The organism is Nonomuraea longispora (assembly GCF_004348345.1).
Taxonomy (GTDB): Bacteria; Actinomycetota; Actinomycetes; order Streptosporangiales; family Streptosporangiaceae; genus Nonomuraea; species Nonomuraea longispora.
Genome location: NZ_SMJZ01000030.1, coordinates 1 through 13,820 on the forward strand (window position 1 = coordinate 1; position 13,820 = coordinate 13,820).

Annotated in this window: 10 protein-coding genes; 4 read left to right on the forward strand and 6 right to left on the reverse strand. The window is 72.4% G+C overall.

All coding sequences use genetic code 11. From position 1 onward, the window contains the following. The coding region (locus tag E1267_RS10755; protein WP_425465073.1) for an ATP-binding protein at positions 1-292 on the reverse strand (292 nt) is incomplete at its 3' end. A gap of 700 nt (positions 293-992) precedes the next feature. Here E1267_RS10755 and E1267_RS10760 point away from each other — a divergent pair. Continuing rightward, positions 993-1,412: a DoxX family protein gene (locus E1267_RS10760; RefSeq protein WP_132332280.1), complete on the forward strand. Its 420-nt coding sequence runs from the start codon at positions 993-995 to the stop codon at positions 1,410-1,412. Between the two features lie 106 nt (positions 1,413-1,518). Here E1267_RS10760 and sigJ read toward each other — a convergent pair whose 3' ends face one another. The 3 genes from sigJ to E1267_RS10775 all read right to left on the reverse strand — a co-directional run bounded on the left by sigJ (position 1,519) and on the right by E1267_RS10775 (position 4,877). Beyond that, a complete protein-coding gene (gene sigJ / locus E1267_RS10765) occupies positions 1,519-2,448 on the reverse strand; it encodes an RNA polymerase sigma factor SigJ (protein ID WP_132332281.1) in 930 nt (309 codons plus the stop codon). A 202-nt stretch (positions 2,449-2,650) separates the two neighbouring features. Continuing rightward, positions 2,651-3,319, reverse strand: coding sequence for a lytic polysaccharide monooxygenase auxiliary activity family 9 protein (locus E1267_RS10770; protein ID WP_132332282.1), 669 nt, complete (start codon positions 3,317-3,319; stop codon positions 2,651-2,653). Between the two features lie 256 nt (positions 3,320-3,575). Further along, positions 3,576-4,877: an ATP-binding protein gene (locus tag E1267_RS10775; protein WP_132332283.1), complete on the reverse strand. Its 1,302-nt coding sequence runs from the start codon at positions 4,875-4,877 to the stop codon at positions 3,576-3,578. A gap of 207 nt (positions 4,878-5,084) precedes the next feature. Between E1267_RS10775 and E1267_RS10780 the strand changes: the two genes are divergently transcribed. From E1267_RS10780 to E1267_RS10790, 3 genes are read left to right on the forward strand one after another with little or no spacing between them, the layout of a single operon-like run. Further along, a complete protein-coding gene (locus E1267_RS10780; protein ID WP_132332284.1) occupies positions 5,085-8,633 on the forward strand; it encodes an NACHT and WD repeat domain-containing protein in 3,549 nt (1,182 codons plus the stop codon). A 53-nt stretch (positions 8,634-8,686) separates the two neighbouring features. Continuing rightward, the gene (locus E1267_RS10785; RefSeq protein WP_132332285.1) at positions 8,687-9,340 is read left to right on the forward strand and encodes a hypothetical protein; all 654 of its coding nucleotides are present in this window, start codon (positions 8,687-8,689) and stop codon (positions 9,338-9,340) included. Next, positions 9,310-11,835 carry an NACHT domain-containing protein gene (locus tag E1267_RS10790; protein ID WP_132332286.1) on the forward strand — a complete coding sequence of 842 codons (2,526 nt, stop codon included), beginning with the start codon at positions 9,310-9,312 and terminating at the stop codon, positions 11,833-11,835. The genes E1267_RS10785 and E1267_RS10790 overlap by 31 nt, the downstream gene beginning before the upstream one ends. On the opposite strand, the gene E1267_RS10795 is transcribed toward E1267_RS10790, so the two are convergent. Together E1267_RS10795 and E1267_RS10800 are read right to left on the reverse strand one after the other, a co-directional pair. After that, positions 11,832-13,337: a tripartite tricarboxylate transporter permease gene (locus E1267_RS10795; protein ID WP_132332287.1), complete on the reverse strand. Its 1,506-nt coding sequence runs from the start codon at positions 13,335-13,337 to the stop codon at positions 11,832-11,834. The genes E1267_RS10790 and E1267_RS10795 overlap by 4 nt on opposite strands. 20 nt (positions 13,338-13,357) lie before the next feature. Continuing rightward, complete coding sequence (locus E1267_RS10800) at positions 13,358-13,819, reverse strand: tripartite tricarboxylate transporter TctB family protein (protein ID WP_132332288.1); 462 nt, start codon at positions 13,817-13,819, stop codon at positions 13,358-13,360. Position 13,820 lies beyond the last annotated feature (1 nt).

Here is a 13,820-nt window from a genome sequence, read left to right on the forward strand (position 1 = left end):
GGGTCGGGTCGTGGTCGCAGACCGCCAGCCAGATCGTGGCGGCTCCGGCCCGTACGTTGATCCTTATCCCGGAGGATCCGGACGGCGGCGGGGCCGCGTGCTGGACCGCGTTCGTGACCAGCTCGCTGGTCAGCTCGGCGATCGTCGCCTCGTTGGCGGGGGAGAGGGGCAGCTCCCAGGAGACGAGCATCGCCGACACCCAGCGACGGGCGAGGGAGGACGCGATCGGCGAGCAGGGCAGATCGCACCAGCGGGAGAGCAACCGGGTCGTCGAATCGGTGAGAACGTTCACGGCGCGCTCGCTCTCGCCGGCGGCAAAGGGCAGGTCGGTATGCCACCGATGCGGGCTGCCCGTCCCACGCCGCCCTCCATGGGGCGCATTGGGGCGCGTCCTGCCTCGGGTCTCGGGCGATCAATCGCGAACACGGCGTGGGCGTCTCCCGGATGCCCAAATAATGGGCGCGGTGGTCAAAAAACGGGCGTGCAGCGAGGAAAGCATCGGCCGGAACCAGGCCGTTGTCAATGCGATTGACAGAAAAAGTGGATCACTCGTCATGGCGGCTGAGAAGGCACTCCCGTGATGTCCCGTTTGCACCAAAACGACATATGGCGGGTGTGGGATCGGCCACCCGTCCCACGCTCTCTTCCGTGTCGTGGCGGTTCGCTCCTGACGAGCGACCTCCTGGGTGGGTTCCTGGGCGGCCGGTGACCGAGCCGCCCGCGCGTCGCGACGATCACCACCAGTGCCGCCGTGGTGCCCGCGAGGAGGGCGTCGCGTCGCCGGCTCGCGGGGTCCTACGGTGTCCGGCGCGGATGAAAGTTTCACGGACCGGCATATTGACGATTGCGGTGTCCGGCCATTTGGCGCGGATATCCGGCGCCGGTCGGCCGACGTCCCGATTGCCACGGCGTTGACAATTTATGGCATTCCCGGAGAACCTGGTTGGGAGCGCTCCCATGATTGTCCGAACCCCTTTTGAAAGGACACCGCGGTGGATTCACTGATCAAGAATCAGGGGCTCTTCCTGGCTCTGTACCGGATCGTGATGGGGCTGCTGTTCGCCTGCCACGGCGCGGCGACGCTCTTCGGCGTGCTCGGCGGTCCGTACGGCGCGGCGCCCGGCATCGGGCAGTGGCCCGGCTGGTGGGCGGCGCTGATCCAGCTGGCCGGTGGCGTCCTCGTCATGCTGGGCCTGGGCACACGTGCCGCCGCCGTGATCTGCTCGGGCAGCATGGCCTACGCCTACTTCTTCGTCCACCAGCCGCAGGCGCTCTTCCCGATCCAGAACGGCGGGGAGAAGGCCGCGCTCTTCTGCTGGGGGTTCCTGCTCGTCGCCGTACTCGGCCCGGGACGCTGGGCGCTGTCCACGCTCCTCGCGCCCTCGCGGCCGCTCGCCCACGAAAGAAGATGACCGGGAGCCATATGACCGCCCTGGTGATTCGCCGCCCGGGGCGCTATTTGTGGCCGCCGGGATTTCCGGCGTACCGGAAATTCGGATAACGCGGCCGGGTCGAATTTCAGCCCGTCGTCCACGGCCGGAGTTTGTCGGGGTTCAGCACGGCCCAGATGCGTTTGATCCGCTCGCCCGCGACGTCGAACGCCAACACCACGACGGTGGCGCCGTCCTGCTGGGCCACCAGTCCGGGGCGGCCGTTGACCGTACGCTCCAGGATGACCACGTCGGGCGCGAGTCGGGAGATCTCGACGAAACGCCGCGCGAGGCGCTCGCGGCCCCTGATCGGGCGGACCACGGCGTCGACGACCCCGCCGCCGTCGGCGATGCCCGTCACGTCGGGGTCGAGCAGGTTGACGAGGGCGTCGATGTCCTTGGCCTCCCACGCCTGCCTGAACTGCCTGACGAGGCCGGCCTGCCGGGCCGCGGGAGCCGCCGGCGGCTGCGCGGCGCGGACGCGGCGGCGGGCCGAGGAGGCCAGCTGGCGGCAGGCCGCCGGAGTGCGCCCGACGATCTGGGCCACCTCCGCGAAGGGGTAGCGGAAGACGTCGTGCAGGATGAACGTCACCCGCTGCGCCGGGGTCATGGATTCGAGCACGACGAGGAATGCCATGTTGACCGACTCGTCGAGGGTGACCCGGTCGGCCGGGTCGCTCGCGGCGGCGTCCGTACGGCCGGCGTCCCACTCGCCGTGTTCCGGCAGCGGCTCGGGAATCCATGAGCCCACATAGCGCTCACGGCGGGCCCGCGCCGAGCCGAGCAGGTCCAGGCAGATGCGGCTGGCCACCGTCGTCAGCCAGGCCCCGGGGATGTCGACGGCGTCCTGCCGCTGCCGGGACATCGCGTACCAGCGGGCGTACGTCTCCTGCACGACGTCCTCCGCGTCGGCCAGGGATCCGAGCAGCCGGTAGGCGAGGTTGATCAGGTGACGCCGCTCGCTCATGATCTCGTTCGGACCGGGGCGGGCGGGTGCCGGCTCGGAGGGGGTGGTCATGGTGCCGCGGGCTCCCTCGGTCGCATCTGTCCTTACCCGTTCGACGGGACACGGCACCCAAGTGTGAGGCCGGCAGGCCGGCTCGCGTCCTCGCGCGGGACCGTCCACCCTACGCATGGACGTGCCCCGCCGCCCGCGGTGTCGCGGGCGGCGGGCGGTGACGGCACCCGGATCGCTGGCCGGGCCCTCTCCTGCGGGCGGCTCAGGTGAAGTTGACGTCGCTGCAGATGTAGTACGCCTGGTCCATGTGCGAGGCCTGCCAGATCGTGAAGACGACGTGGCGGCCACTGCGGCCGGGCGCGCTGGCGTCGAAGGTGATGTCCTGGCTCGGGGCGTACCTGCCGGTCTCGCGCACCAGTTCCAGGCTGCTCCAGGTGAGCGGCTGGGTGGCGGGGTCGAAGCCCTGGCGGGTGACGTAGACGCGGAAGTAGTCGGCCCCGTGGCTGGCCTGGTCGTAGAGGTGGAGCCGGAAGTTGGTGCTGATGTCGGTGGTCTTCCACGCGCCGACGGCGTCGAGGGAGTTGTAGCGGCCGCCCTCGGTCCGGCCGCCGCTGCAGAGCTGGCCGTCGGGTACGGCCGCCTGGTGGTTGCCGCCGACGTTGTTGCGGTAGAGGCCGTTCCAGTTCCACATGGCGTTCGGGTCGGCCTGCCAGGCCTGCCAGCACATCGGGTCTTCCTGCTGCATGGCGGGGTTCAGGTGGTCGTCGCCCCAGCGCAGCCAGCAGCCGTAGTTGCGAGAGGCAGGGTCGATGATCGAGCCGTGAGCCGAGGCGGACTGGGCCCACGGCAGCAGGCAGAGCAGTGCGGCGGCCACGATGGTGAGGACGCGGAGCGTCCGGCGGGTGGGTACGGCGGGTCCGTGCGGTTGCATCGTGCGTTCTCCGTCTGTCCGGCGGAATGGTCCGGGATGATGGGAGCGCTCCCAGCCGCCGTGTTACCTGTCGACGTGGAGGCGGCGGTTGACTGTTACCTTCACGGGAGGCCTCGTCGGCTGTCAACAAGGGCCGGCGGGCCGGAACGCGCATGTGCCGCCCGTACCGGCCGTGAGCAGCGCGGATGCCCCGACCCGCAATCTCCCGTGTAATGAAATTTCATGAAACACGGGTGATCATGAAGGATCGGGGCGGTCACTCGGCGCCGAGGCGCACACCGGCCATTTGCTCGAAGGCCGAGATCTCGCGCTCCGCCGAGCCGCCGAGCGCGGCCGACAACCACAACGCCGAGGCGTGGCCGTGGACCAGGTCGTGGAGCCGGTACCGCCCGGGGGCCGGCTCCTGCAGCAGATGGGCGTCCAGCAGCTCGTCCAGCAGCCGCCTCGCCTGCGCCGGCGTCACGTCCAGCAGCGTGGCGGCCGCGTCGAGGCCGAAGACCGGGCGGACGACCGAGCCCAGCAGCCGATACACCTGCCGGTGCTCGGCGGGCAGCCGTTCGTAGGACCGGTCGAGAGCGGCGACGACGCTGTGCCGTCCGGCCACCAGCTCGGCCAGCCGGTCGGTGGCCAGCCGGTCGAGCAGATGCCGCACGTCCCAGGCGGGGTGCGCCCGGAGCCGGGCGGCGGCGATGCGGATGGCGAGGGGCAGCAGCCCGCAGCGCCGTACGACCTCGGCCAGGACGTCCACGGATGTGCCCGCGTCCCGTTCCCGCCCCGCCAGACGGGTGAACAGGGCGACCGCCTCCGGCACCGGCAGGTCGTCCAGCGACAGGTTCCTGGCGTCGCCGGGACAGGCCAGGCGGCGACGGCTGGTGATGATGACCCGGCAGCCCGGGGCGGCCGGCAGCAGCGGATTCGCCTGGTGTTCGTCGGCGGCGTCGTCCAGGACGACCAGGATCCTCCGCTGGGCCAGCACGCTCCGGTACAACGCGGCGCGGTCGTCGAGATGCCAGGGGATGTGCTCGCCGGGAACGCCGAGGGCGCGCAGCACGCGGGTGAGGGCGGCGCCCGGATCGACCGGTGCCGTGGCCCGGGCGTGGGCATGCAGGTCCACGAAGAGCTGACCGTCGGGGAACAGCGGCGCGAGCCGGTGGGCCGCGCTCACGGCCAGCGCCGTCTTGCCCATGCCGGCCATGCCGTCGACGCAGACGACGCTGTGGTGCTCCATCAGGATCGCCAGCTCGCGCTCCCGTACGGCCGGTACGGCGACGTCGGCGGGCAACTGCCGGGGAACCGTCCACGGTCGCGGGTCGGCCGGCGGCGGTTCGTCGGGTCCGGCGGGCCGGCCGCGAGCGGCGGCGTACAACATCTCCAGCTCCGCGCCGTCCAGCTCCAGCGCCTTCGCGAGCAGCAGGACAGAGGTGGCGCGCGGCCGCAGCAGCCCCATGTTCTCCAGCCGGCGTACGGTCCTGACGTTGAGACCGGCCCGTTCGGCGAGTTGCTCCTGTGTCAGCAGCGCCCGCTGGCGCCACATGCGCAGCAGGGCCCCCAACGACATCCCGGCACCGGGATCCACGACCACGACACCCCCCGTTCCCCTCGTCGCCCTGGCTGGTGCGGATGAACAAGACCATCGAATCCGCGTCTCGGCTGTTCAAGCCACAGTTCAGACGACATTGGACGAAATTGGATGGGCGGGATGGCGTCGGTTGTCGGTCGCAATCATGATTGATGGGGATACCGGCGATTGGCCAGAATGAGCGCCATGGCGGAGCGAGATGGGGGCGGCCATTCCAGCGATGAGTGTCCCTACCAGGGTCTTGTGCCGTTCGAGGGCGGGAAGGCCGGGTTGTTCTTCGGGCGTGCGCGGGCGACCCTCAGCCTCCTTGACCGCCTCGGACGGCGGTCGGCGCGGCACGGCTCGATCCTCCTGGTCTCGGGCGCCTCGGGCGTGGGCAAGTCGTCGCTGCTGCGCGCAGGGTTGATGCCGGCACTGGCCGAAGGGCGGTTGCCGCTCCCCGGATCGCGACACTGGCCGCGCCTGCTCATGACGCCGACGGCGAAGCCGTTCGGCGCGCTCGCGCAGGCATGGGCGCAGGCGTTCGGCGGGTTCGCCGACGCGCACGCCGCACGATTACGGGACGATCCCCGGGAGGCGGTCGCGCGGGCCGGCCGTTTCGTGCTGGTGGTGGACCAGTTCGAGGAACTGTTCACGCTGGTGACCGACGAACACGAGCGCCAGGCGTTCGTACGGGCCCTGCACGCCATGGCGGAGGGCCGCGACGGCGCCGCGGTGGTCGTCGGCGTGCGCGCCGACTACTGGGATCGCTGCGCCGCCTACCCGCAGTTCGCCGAGGCCATCCAGGACGGCCAGGTCATCGTCGAGCCGATGACGGAGCCGGACCTCAGGCTGGCCATCACCGGCCCCGCCGCCACGGCCGGCCTGGAGCTCGAACCCGGGCTGGTGGAGATCATCCTGGACGAGCTGCGTGCCGGCCGGGTCGCCGGTGACCGTTACGAGGCCGGAGCCCTGCCCCTGCTCTCGCAGGCGCTGCGCAACACCTGGGAGAGACGCGAGAACGGCACCCTGACCCTCCGGGGTTACGAGGACTCCGGCAGGGTGCGGGACTCCGTGCGGCGTACGGCCGACGAGGCCCTCGCGGGGCTGGCGCCGGAGGACCGCAAGGCCGTGCTCAGGTTCTTCCGGCGGATGACGGTGATCACCGCGGGAGGTCGGGTGGCGCGGCGCCGGGCGACGCTGGCCGAGCTGCGCGCCGCCGCGTCGGCCGGCTCGGAGGAGGGCTGGGACCGGGCCGCGGAGCTGCTGTCCGCGTTCGCCGACCGGCGCCTGCTCACCCTGCACGAGGACACCGCCGAGATCGCCCATGACGCGCTCCTGACGGCCTGGCCCACGCTGCGGCAGTGGCTCGAACCCGACCTCGCCGCGCAGGCGGTGTACGACCAGCTCCTGGACGCCGCCGCGCAGTGGGCCGGCAACCACCGCGACCCCGCCTTCCTCTATCGGGGCCCCCGGCTGCTGGCGGTCCAGGACAGCCGGCCCAACTGGGACCGCGACCCCGACAGCTTCCCTCCGCCCGGCCCCATCGTCGAAAGCTTTGTCGCGGCGTCCACGCGAGAGGCACGGCGGGCGAGCCGCCGCCGTCGCCTCGTCATGTCCGGCCTGGCGGTGCTGTCGGTGCTGGCCCTGCTCGCGGCCGGCGTCGCCGTCAACGCGGCGGACGAGGCCGATCGCCAGCGCAAGGTGGCGATCTCCCGTCAGCTCGCCGCGCAGAGCGAGGTCACGGGCGACACCGCGCTGTCGTCGATGCTGGCTGTGGCGGCGTGGCGGATCGCGCCCACGGACGAAGCCGCCAACCGGGTGCTGACCGCGGCCACCCGTACCGGCCGTGGCACGCTCACCGGGCACACGCGAGGCGTCACGGCGCTGGCGTTCAGCCCCGACGGCTCGATCGTCGCGACGGGGAGCGCCGACGGCACCGCGCGCCTCTGGGACACGGCGTCGCGGCGGCAGCTCGGCGCGCCGATCACCCGGAAGAAGTACGAGTGCTCGGACGTCCTGCTGGCCTTCAGCCCCGACGGCCGCACGCTGGCCACGTCGTGCCTCAGCACCGTCCGGTTCTACGACGTGGCCACCCGCCGCGAGCGGGGCGCCCCGCTGAAGCACCCGGGTGTCGTGACGGCGCTCGCGTACAACCCTGACGGGAAGACCTTCGCGACCGGCGACAGCGCGGGCGTGATCCAGCAGTGGGACGCGGTCACGCACCGGCCGCGCGGGGCCGCGATGGGCCGGGCCGACGACCGCCCTGAGCGATCGAGCAAGATCTTCGGGGTGACGTTCAGCCGGGACGGCAGGACGCTGGCCGGCGCCGGCCAGGACGGAACCGCCCGGCTCTGGGACACCGCCACCTCCCGCCGGCTCGGCGCCCCGTTCGCCGGGCACACCGCCGCCGTCCTCGATGTCGCCATCAGCCCGGACGGCGCCACCCTCGCGACCGTGAGCTGGGACCGCACCGCCCGGTTGTGGAACGTCGCCACGGGCAGGCAGACGAGGGTGCTCAAGGACCGCACCGCCGGGTTCAACGCGATCGTCTTCAACCCGGACGGCACCCGGCTCGCCACCGCGGGCGCCAGCGGCCGTACGATCCTGTGGGACACGGCCGGCGGGGAGCGTCTGCTCGTGCTCGCCGTCAACGTCGGCGCCGTCGAGCGCGTGACGTTCAGCCCCGACGGGAAACTGCTCGCCGCGGCCGGCTACGACGGCGTGGTACGTCTGGCGGACCCGCAGGTCCACCAGCAGGCCGGGACGTCCATGCCCGCGTTCGGAGCCGGCGCGCTGAGCCCCGACGGGCGGACCCTGGCCACCGGCACGGCCGGTGGGAAGGACTCCGCGATCCGGCTGTGGGACGTCGCCACGCAGCGGCCCGCCGGTCCGCCGCTTGAGCCCCGGGACGCTCGCGGCTCGGTGGCCATGATCGCGTTCACCCCCGGCGGGCGGACGCTGCTGACGTCCGGCACGGACGGCCTGCGGCTCTGGGACGTCGCCGGCCGCCGCGAGATCGCCCACGAGCCGACGCTCAAGGGCGTGGCCGTGCTCAGCCCCGACGGCAGGTTCGTCGCCGTCCAGCGGGAACAGGCCATCGTGTTCTGGGACGTCGCGCGCCGCAGGGAGACCGGGCCGCGCATCCGCGTCCCCGGCCACACCGACGTCATCACGGGGCTGGCGATCAGCCCGGACGGCACGACGCTGGCGAGCGCCGGCTTCGACGCCCGGGTACGCCTCTTCGACGTCCCCACCCGCCGCGAGATCCCCGGTTCACCGCCCGCGGCCGCCGGCGGGCTCGTCAACGACCTCGAGTTCAGCCCCGACGGCCGGACGCTGGCCTACACGGCCGCCGACGACGCCGTCCGGCTGTGGGACGTGCCGCGACGCCGCCCGGCCGGCGTCGCCCTGATCCCCGAGGACGGCGCGACCAGCGCGCTCGCCTTCAGCCCGGACGGCCGGGTCCTCGTCACCGGATCCACGAGGGGCGGCGTGCTGCTGTGGGACCTGCGGGTCAACCGGCGGCTCGGCACCCATATGGACGGCCATGCCCGCGGCGTGAGCTCCGTCGCCTACAGTTCGGACGGGACCACCGTCGCCACCGTGGGCGGCGACGGGACCGCGCGGCTCTGGAACGTCCGCAGGCCCGCCGACCTGGTGGCCGCGGCATGCGCCAACGCGGGTCGCGCCCTCACCCGTGAGGAATGGGAGAGCCACGTGGGAGAGGAGGAATACCGCCGGATATGCCCGTGAGCCCGGACATGGAGCAGGACACAGGCCCCACCCTCATCACGGAGAGAACGCGCATGTTTCTGCGAGGCTTACGCCGGCGGACGGGCCGGCCGGTCCCCGAACTGGTCGCGTTGTTCCGTTCGATCATCGACGGCGGGCGGGACTTCCACCCGATCGCGTCCGACTTCCTGGAGCACTTCATGGACGGCGCGGGCGGGCCGAGGACGATGTCGCCGCGATGGCTGCGCTCGTTCAAGGTGATCAAAAAGGCGGAGCGCAAGAACCAGCGCCGGTTCGAACGGCAGCTCGCCCGGCGGGCGAGGCTGCTGGGCGACGGGGAGTCGAGCTGGTTGCACGACTACTGGGACGCGCGGATCAACGCCTTCATCGGCACGGAGCTGTTCTACGTCAGCAGGATGAGCCTGCTGCGCTCGCAGGGATCGTTCGTCCTGACCAGGGAAGGGCCGGAGGTGCGCGTGTCCGGGACGGTCCGCCACCGCTGGTTCGACCCCTATGACTGGGACCGCGGCCGATGGGTCTACATCCCCCGGCACGGGTTCGTCCCCATCGCGGTCGGCCGCGACCTGGTCGCGGCCGACCAGGCCCGCAACTTCCTGATGGAGTCGCGCCACGTCCAGACGCTGGAGGGCCGATGCGTGGACGGCCGGTGGCCTCGGCGCGGCAGGGAGAGCTTCGGATGGTCGCTGGTGCGGACGGCGGACGGATGACCGCGGAACGGCTCCGGCCGCCCGACCCCGCCGAGGCCGGCAGCACGGCGGAGTTCGTGGGGACGCTGGCCCTGCTCAGGCAGTGGGCGGGCGAGCCGTCCCTGAGCAGGCTGCGTGCCCTCGGGGGCCAGACGACGACCTCCGACGGGACCACGGTCGACGCCCTGCCGAGAAGCACGACCTCGTACGTCCTGCGGCAGGGCGACCGGCTGCCGCGCTGGGACTTCGTACGGGCCTTCGTCACCGCCTGCTTCCGCTACTGCGACTACCCGGCCGAGCTGATCCCCGAGCAGCTCGAACGCTGGCGGGCTGCCAGGACGGCCCTGGCCGGACCGGCCGCCCGCACGCCCGAGACGCCCGGGGCTCCGGCGGGCCCGGCGCAGCCCGCCGACGTCCGCGGCGAGGACCCCGCGGTCGAGCTGCTGGCGCGGCGCGTGCTCAGGGAGGAGGACAGGGCGCGTAAGGGGCTGCTCGGCGGCTACACCATCGCCTCGCTCTCCTTCAGCGGGTACGGCGATGACGGCGAGGCGGAGCACGACCTGCTGTCGATCGGCCGGTACTTCAGCGGCCTGCGCCCCCAGCGCCTGCTGGTCGTGGGCGAGTCGGGGGCCGGCAAGACGGTGCTCGCCATCGAGCTGGTGCTGCAACTGCTGGAGCCCGTGCTGGCCGCCGGCGGACGCCCCGACCAGGGCCAGCAGGTGCCGGTACGCCTGAACGCGGCCCGATGGACCCTGGGCAGGCCCTTCGAACCGTGGCTGGCCGAGCAGCTGGCGCAGGACTTCGGGCTCGCGGCCAAGGACGCGCAGCGGCTGGTGCGGGACCGCCGGGTGCTGCCGGTGGTGGACGGGCTGGACGAGCTGGACCCCGAGCCGTCGCCCGGCCCGCCGCGCCGGGCGATCGGACTGCTGGCCGAGCTCAACCGCTACAGCGACCTGTCCGGCCGGCGGCCGGGCACGGTCGTCGTGACCTGCCGCGCCGATCGCCACGCCCAGCTTCGCGCGGCCGGTGCCGTGCTCGACAACGCCGCCAGGATCCATCTGCACAACCTCACCGGCCGGCAGATCGGTGCGTACCTGCGCGCCCGCTGGCCGGACGGGCATCCGTGCGCCCCGCACCGCGACGCCGTCCACGCGGCGCTGTCCGGACCGGCGGCGAAGGCCGTGCACCTGGCCGTCGCCACGCCGTGGCGGCTGCTGCTGACCGTGACCGCCGTGGAGTCCGGGGCCGACCCGGCCGAACTGCTGCGCACGGATCCCGGCCTCGACCCCGCCGACGGGGCGGCGAAGATCGCCAGGCGGCTGTTGAAGGCGTATGTGCCGGCGGCGACCGTCCTCACGCCCCGTGCCGACCACGGGACCCCGTACCAGCCGGACCAGGTCCGGTCGTGGCTCGTGCACCTGGCCGCCCACCTGCGCCGGCAGGCCGCCCGTGGCGCCGGGCCGGACCGTCCGCCGCCCGGCCTGACGGCGATCGACATCGTCCCCCACCTGCTGTGGCCGATCGGCGGCCGGCGCCTGGTCCGGGTGTTGCACTGCCTGGGCTGCGCGGTCTTCGCGGTCATCGCGATGCTGGCGTTCTGGGCCGGTTCGGGAGCCGGCCAGTCCGGCAGCCCGGCGGATCCGCTCACGTTGGCGCTCATGGCCGGCTGGGTGGCCATCGCCATCTGCCTGTCGCTGTCGCCGTGGCCGGCCGCCGCCGGTGGGAGGAGCGAGGTTCCTCGACGGCGGCGCGTGATCGGCGGCCTGCTGGGCGCCCTTGGGGGCCTGCCCGCCGGCGTGCTCGGCGGCCTGGCCGGGCTCGTGCTGACCGGAGGAAGGGTCTTCGGCCCCGTCTTCGCCGTCGCTGCGGGAGGCGCCGGGGGACTGGCGCTGGGCGTGGTCATCGGGTTGACGGCGGCCGGCCGGCGCGGAGCCGAGCGCATGACCGTGTCCGAGGCGATCAGGGCCGAACCCCTCACCCTGCTGGGGTTCGGGCTGTGCGGCGCGCTCACCGGGCTGGCGCCGCTGCAACTGGCCCACGCCGGCCCGCTGCCGCTGGCCGCGGGGGTCTCCGGGGCCTTCGTCCTCGCCTTCGCGCTCGGGATCGCCTTCAGGATCGCCACGGGGGGCTGGAGCAGGGACACGGAGCTGGCCCACCCGCGGGAGGCACTGCGCCGCAACCCGGTGATCGGGCTGGCGTTCGGCCTCACCGGCGGGGTGGCCGCCCTCCTGGTGTTCGTCATGACGCACGACATCGTCGAGTCGCTGGTGTACGCGCTCATCGGCGGCGTGACCTTCGGCCTGGCCTTCGGCGCGGTCGCCTGGGCCCGCACCATGATCGGCCTGGTCGTCGCGGCCACGCGCGGCCTGCTGCCGCTGCGCCTGTGGGCCTTCCTCGACTGGGCCTGCGAGGCGCGGCTGCTGCGCGTCAGCGGCGCCACGTACCAGTTCAGGCACCGCGAGTTCCAGGACTTCCTGACTCCCTCCGACGACGAGAAGGGTTCTAGTCCGTTCTAGTCCTCCTCGGTGAACACCATCTCGCGGCGCCTGCGGATCGCCGGCAGGACGGCGACGACGAGCGCCGCGAGGGCCACGGCCAGGAGCACGGCGGAGATCGGCCGGGTCAGGAAGACCGTCGCGTCGCCCCGGGAGATGATGAGCGCCCGCCGCAGGTTCTCCTCCAGCAGCGGCCCGAGGACGAACCCGAGCAGCAGCGGCGCCGGCTCGCAGCCGCACTTGATCAGTACGTACCCCAGGAGCCCGAAGAGCACGATCGCGTACACGTCGAAGGCGTTGAACCCCAGCGAGTACGTGCCGATCGAGGCGAACAGTATGATCATCGGGAACAGCACCTGGTACGGGATGCGCAGCATGCGCACCCACATGCCGATCAGCGGCAGGTTCAGCAGCACGAGCAGCACGTTGCCGATCCACATCGACGCGATCAGGCCCCAGAACAGCGCCGGCTCGTCGGTGATGACGTTCGGGCCGGGGGTGATGCCGTGCACGATGAACGCGCCGACCATCAACGCCATGACCGGGTGGGCGGGCAGCCCCAGGGTGAGCAGCGGGATGAAGGACGTCTGTGCGGCGGCGTTGTTCGCCGACTCGGGCCCCGCGACGCCCTCGATCGCGCCGTGCCCGAACTCCCGCTGCCGCTTCGAGATGCGCTTCTCGACCGCGTACGAGGTGAACGAGGCCAGCACGTGACCGCCGCCGGGCAGCACGCCGAGCGCGGCGCCGAGGCCGGTGCCCCGCAGGATCGGGCCGACGATCCTGCGCCGGTCCTCGCGGGTCGGCCAGAGGTTCTTCACCTTGTTGACGACCGCCGTGCGGGTCTGCTCGTTCTCCAAGTTGCGCAGGATCTCGGCGACGCCGAACATGCCGACGGCGACCGACACGAAGTCGATGCCGCCGTACAGCTCGCGCTGGCCGAACACGAACCGCGGCGTGCCGGTGTAGATGTCCTGGCCGACCGTGCCGAGCAGGACCCCGAGGAAGATCATCGCCAGGGCCTTGAGCGCCGTGCCGCGCGCCAGCGCGATCGAGACGATCAGGCCGAGCAGCACCAGCGAGAAGTACTCCGCCGGGCCGAACTGCAACGCCACGCGGGCCAGCGGCGGCGCCGCGACGGCGAGGGCGACCGTGGCGATGCTGCCCGCGATGAACGACCCGATCGCGGCGGAGGCCAGCGCCGGGCCGGCCCTGCCCTGCCTGGCCATCTCGTGCCCGTCCAGCGCGGTGACCGCCGCCGACGACTCGCCGGGCAGGTTGATCAGGATGGCGGTCGTCGAGCCGCCGTACTGTGCGCCGTAATAGATGCCGGCCAGCATGATCAGCGCTGTCACCGGCTCGAAGTTGAACGTGATCGGCAGCAGCATCGCGACCGTCGCCGTCGGCCCGATGCCGGGCAGCACGCCGACCGCCGTACCGAGCAGCACTCCCACGAAGCAGTAGAGGACGTTCTGGATCAGGAGGGCCGTCGAGAAGCCCAGGGCGAGGTTGTCGAGAAGTTCCATGCCTCAATCCGGATGTCGCGTCAGAACGCCAGCCACGGGCCCCAGAGCGGAAGCCGCAGTTGCAGTCCGACGACGAAGATGAGCGCGCTGGCCACGGTCAGCCCGGCGGTCACGGCCACCGCCATGAGGGGCCGTACGCGCGAGCTGGCCAGCGTGGTGAGCAGGGCGGTCACCGCCGACGCGGGCACGAACCCGAGCCCTCGTACGGTGAAGCCGAAGAACACGAGCGCCAGCGTGATGACGCCCACCGCGCGCCAGGGGATCCGCCCGAACACGATCACCTCGCCGGCGACCAGCCCCTTGACGACGATCCCCAGGCCCAGCGCGGCCACGAGCACGCCGACCAGCAGCGGGAAGGCGCCGGGGCCCATCCGCAGCGGGGTGCCCAGCTCGTAGCCGAGCGACCCCACCACGAACGCCCCGCCGAGCAGGACGAACATTGCCCCGGCGAGGACGTCGGGGAAGGACCGGCGGCGCTCCATC

Coding starts and splice junctions, on each gene's coding strand:
- E1267_RS10800 (WP_132332288.1), bottom strand. CDS start 13,819: ATGGAGCGCCGCCGGTCCTTCCCCGACGTCCTCGCCGGGGCAATGTTC.
- E1267_RS10780 (WP_132332284.1), top strand. CDS start 5,085: ATGGCGGAGCGAGATGGGGGCGGCCATTCCAGCGATGAGTGTCCCTAC.
- E1267_RS10775 (WP_132332283.1), bottom strand. CDS start 4,877: ATGTCGTTGGGGGCCCTGCTGCGCATGTGGCGCCAGCGGGCGCTGCTG.
- sigJ (WP_132332281.1), bottom strand. CDS start 2,448: ATGACCACCCCCTCCGAGCCGGCACCCGCCCGCCCCGGTCCGAACGAG.
- E1267_RS10790 (WP_132332286.1), top strand. CDS start 9,310: ATGGTCGCTGGTGCGGACGGCGGACGGATGACCGCGGAACGGCTCCGG.
- E1267_RS10770 (WP_132332282.1), bottom strand. CDS start 3,319: ATGCAACCGCACGGACCCGCCGTACCCACCCGCCGGACGCTCCGCGTC.
- E1267_RS10785 (WP_132332285.1), top strand. CDS start 8,687: ATGTTTCTGCGAGGCTTACGCCGGCGGACGGGCCGGCCGGTCCCCGAA.
- E1267_RS10795 (WP_132332287.1), bottom strand. CDS start 13,337: ATGGAACTTCTCGACAACCTCGCCCTGGGCTTCTCGACGGCCCTCCTG.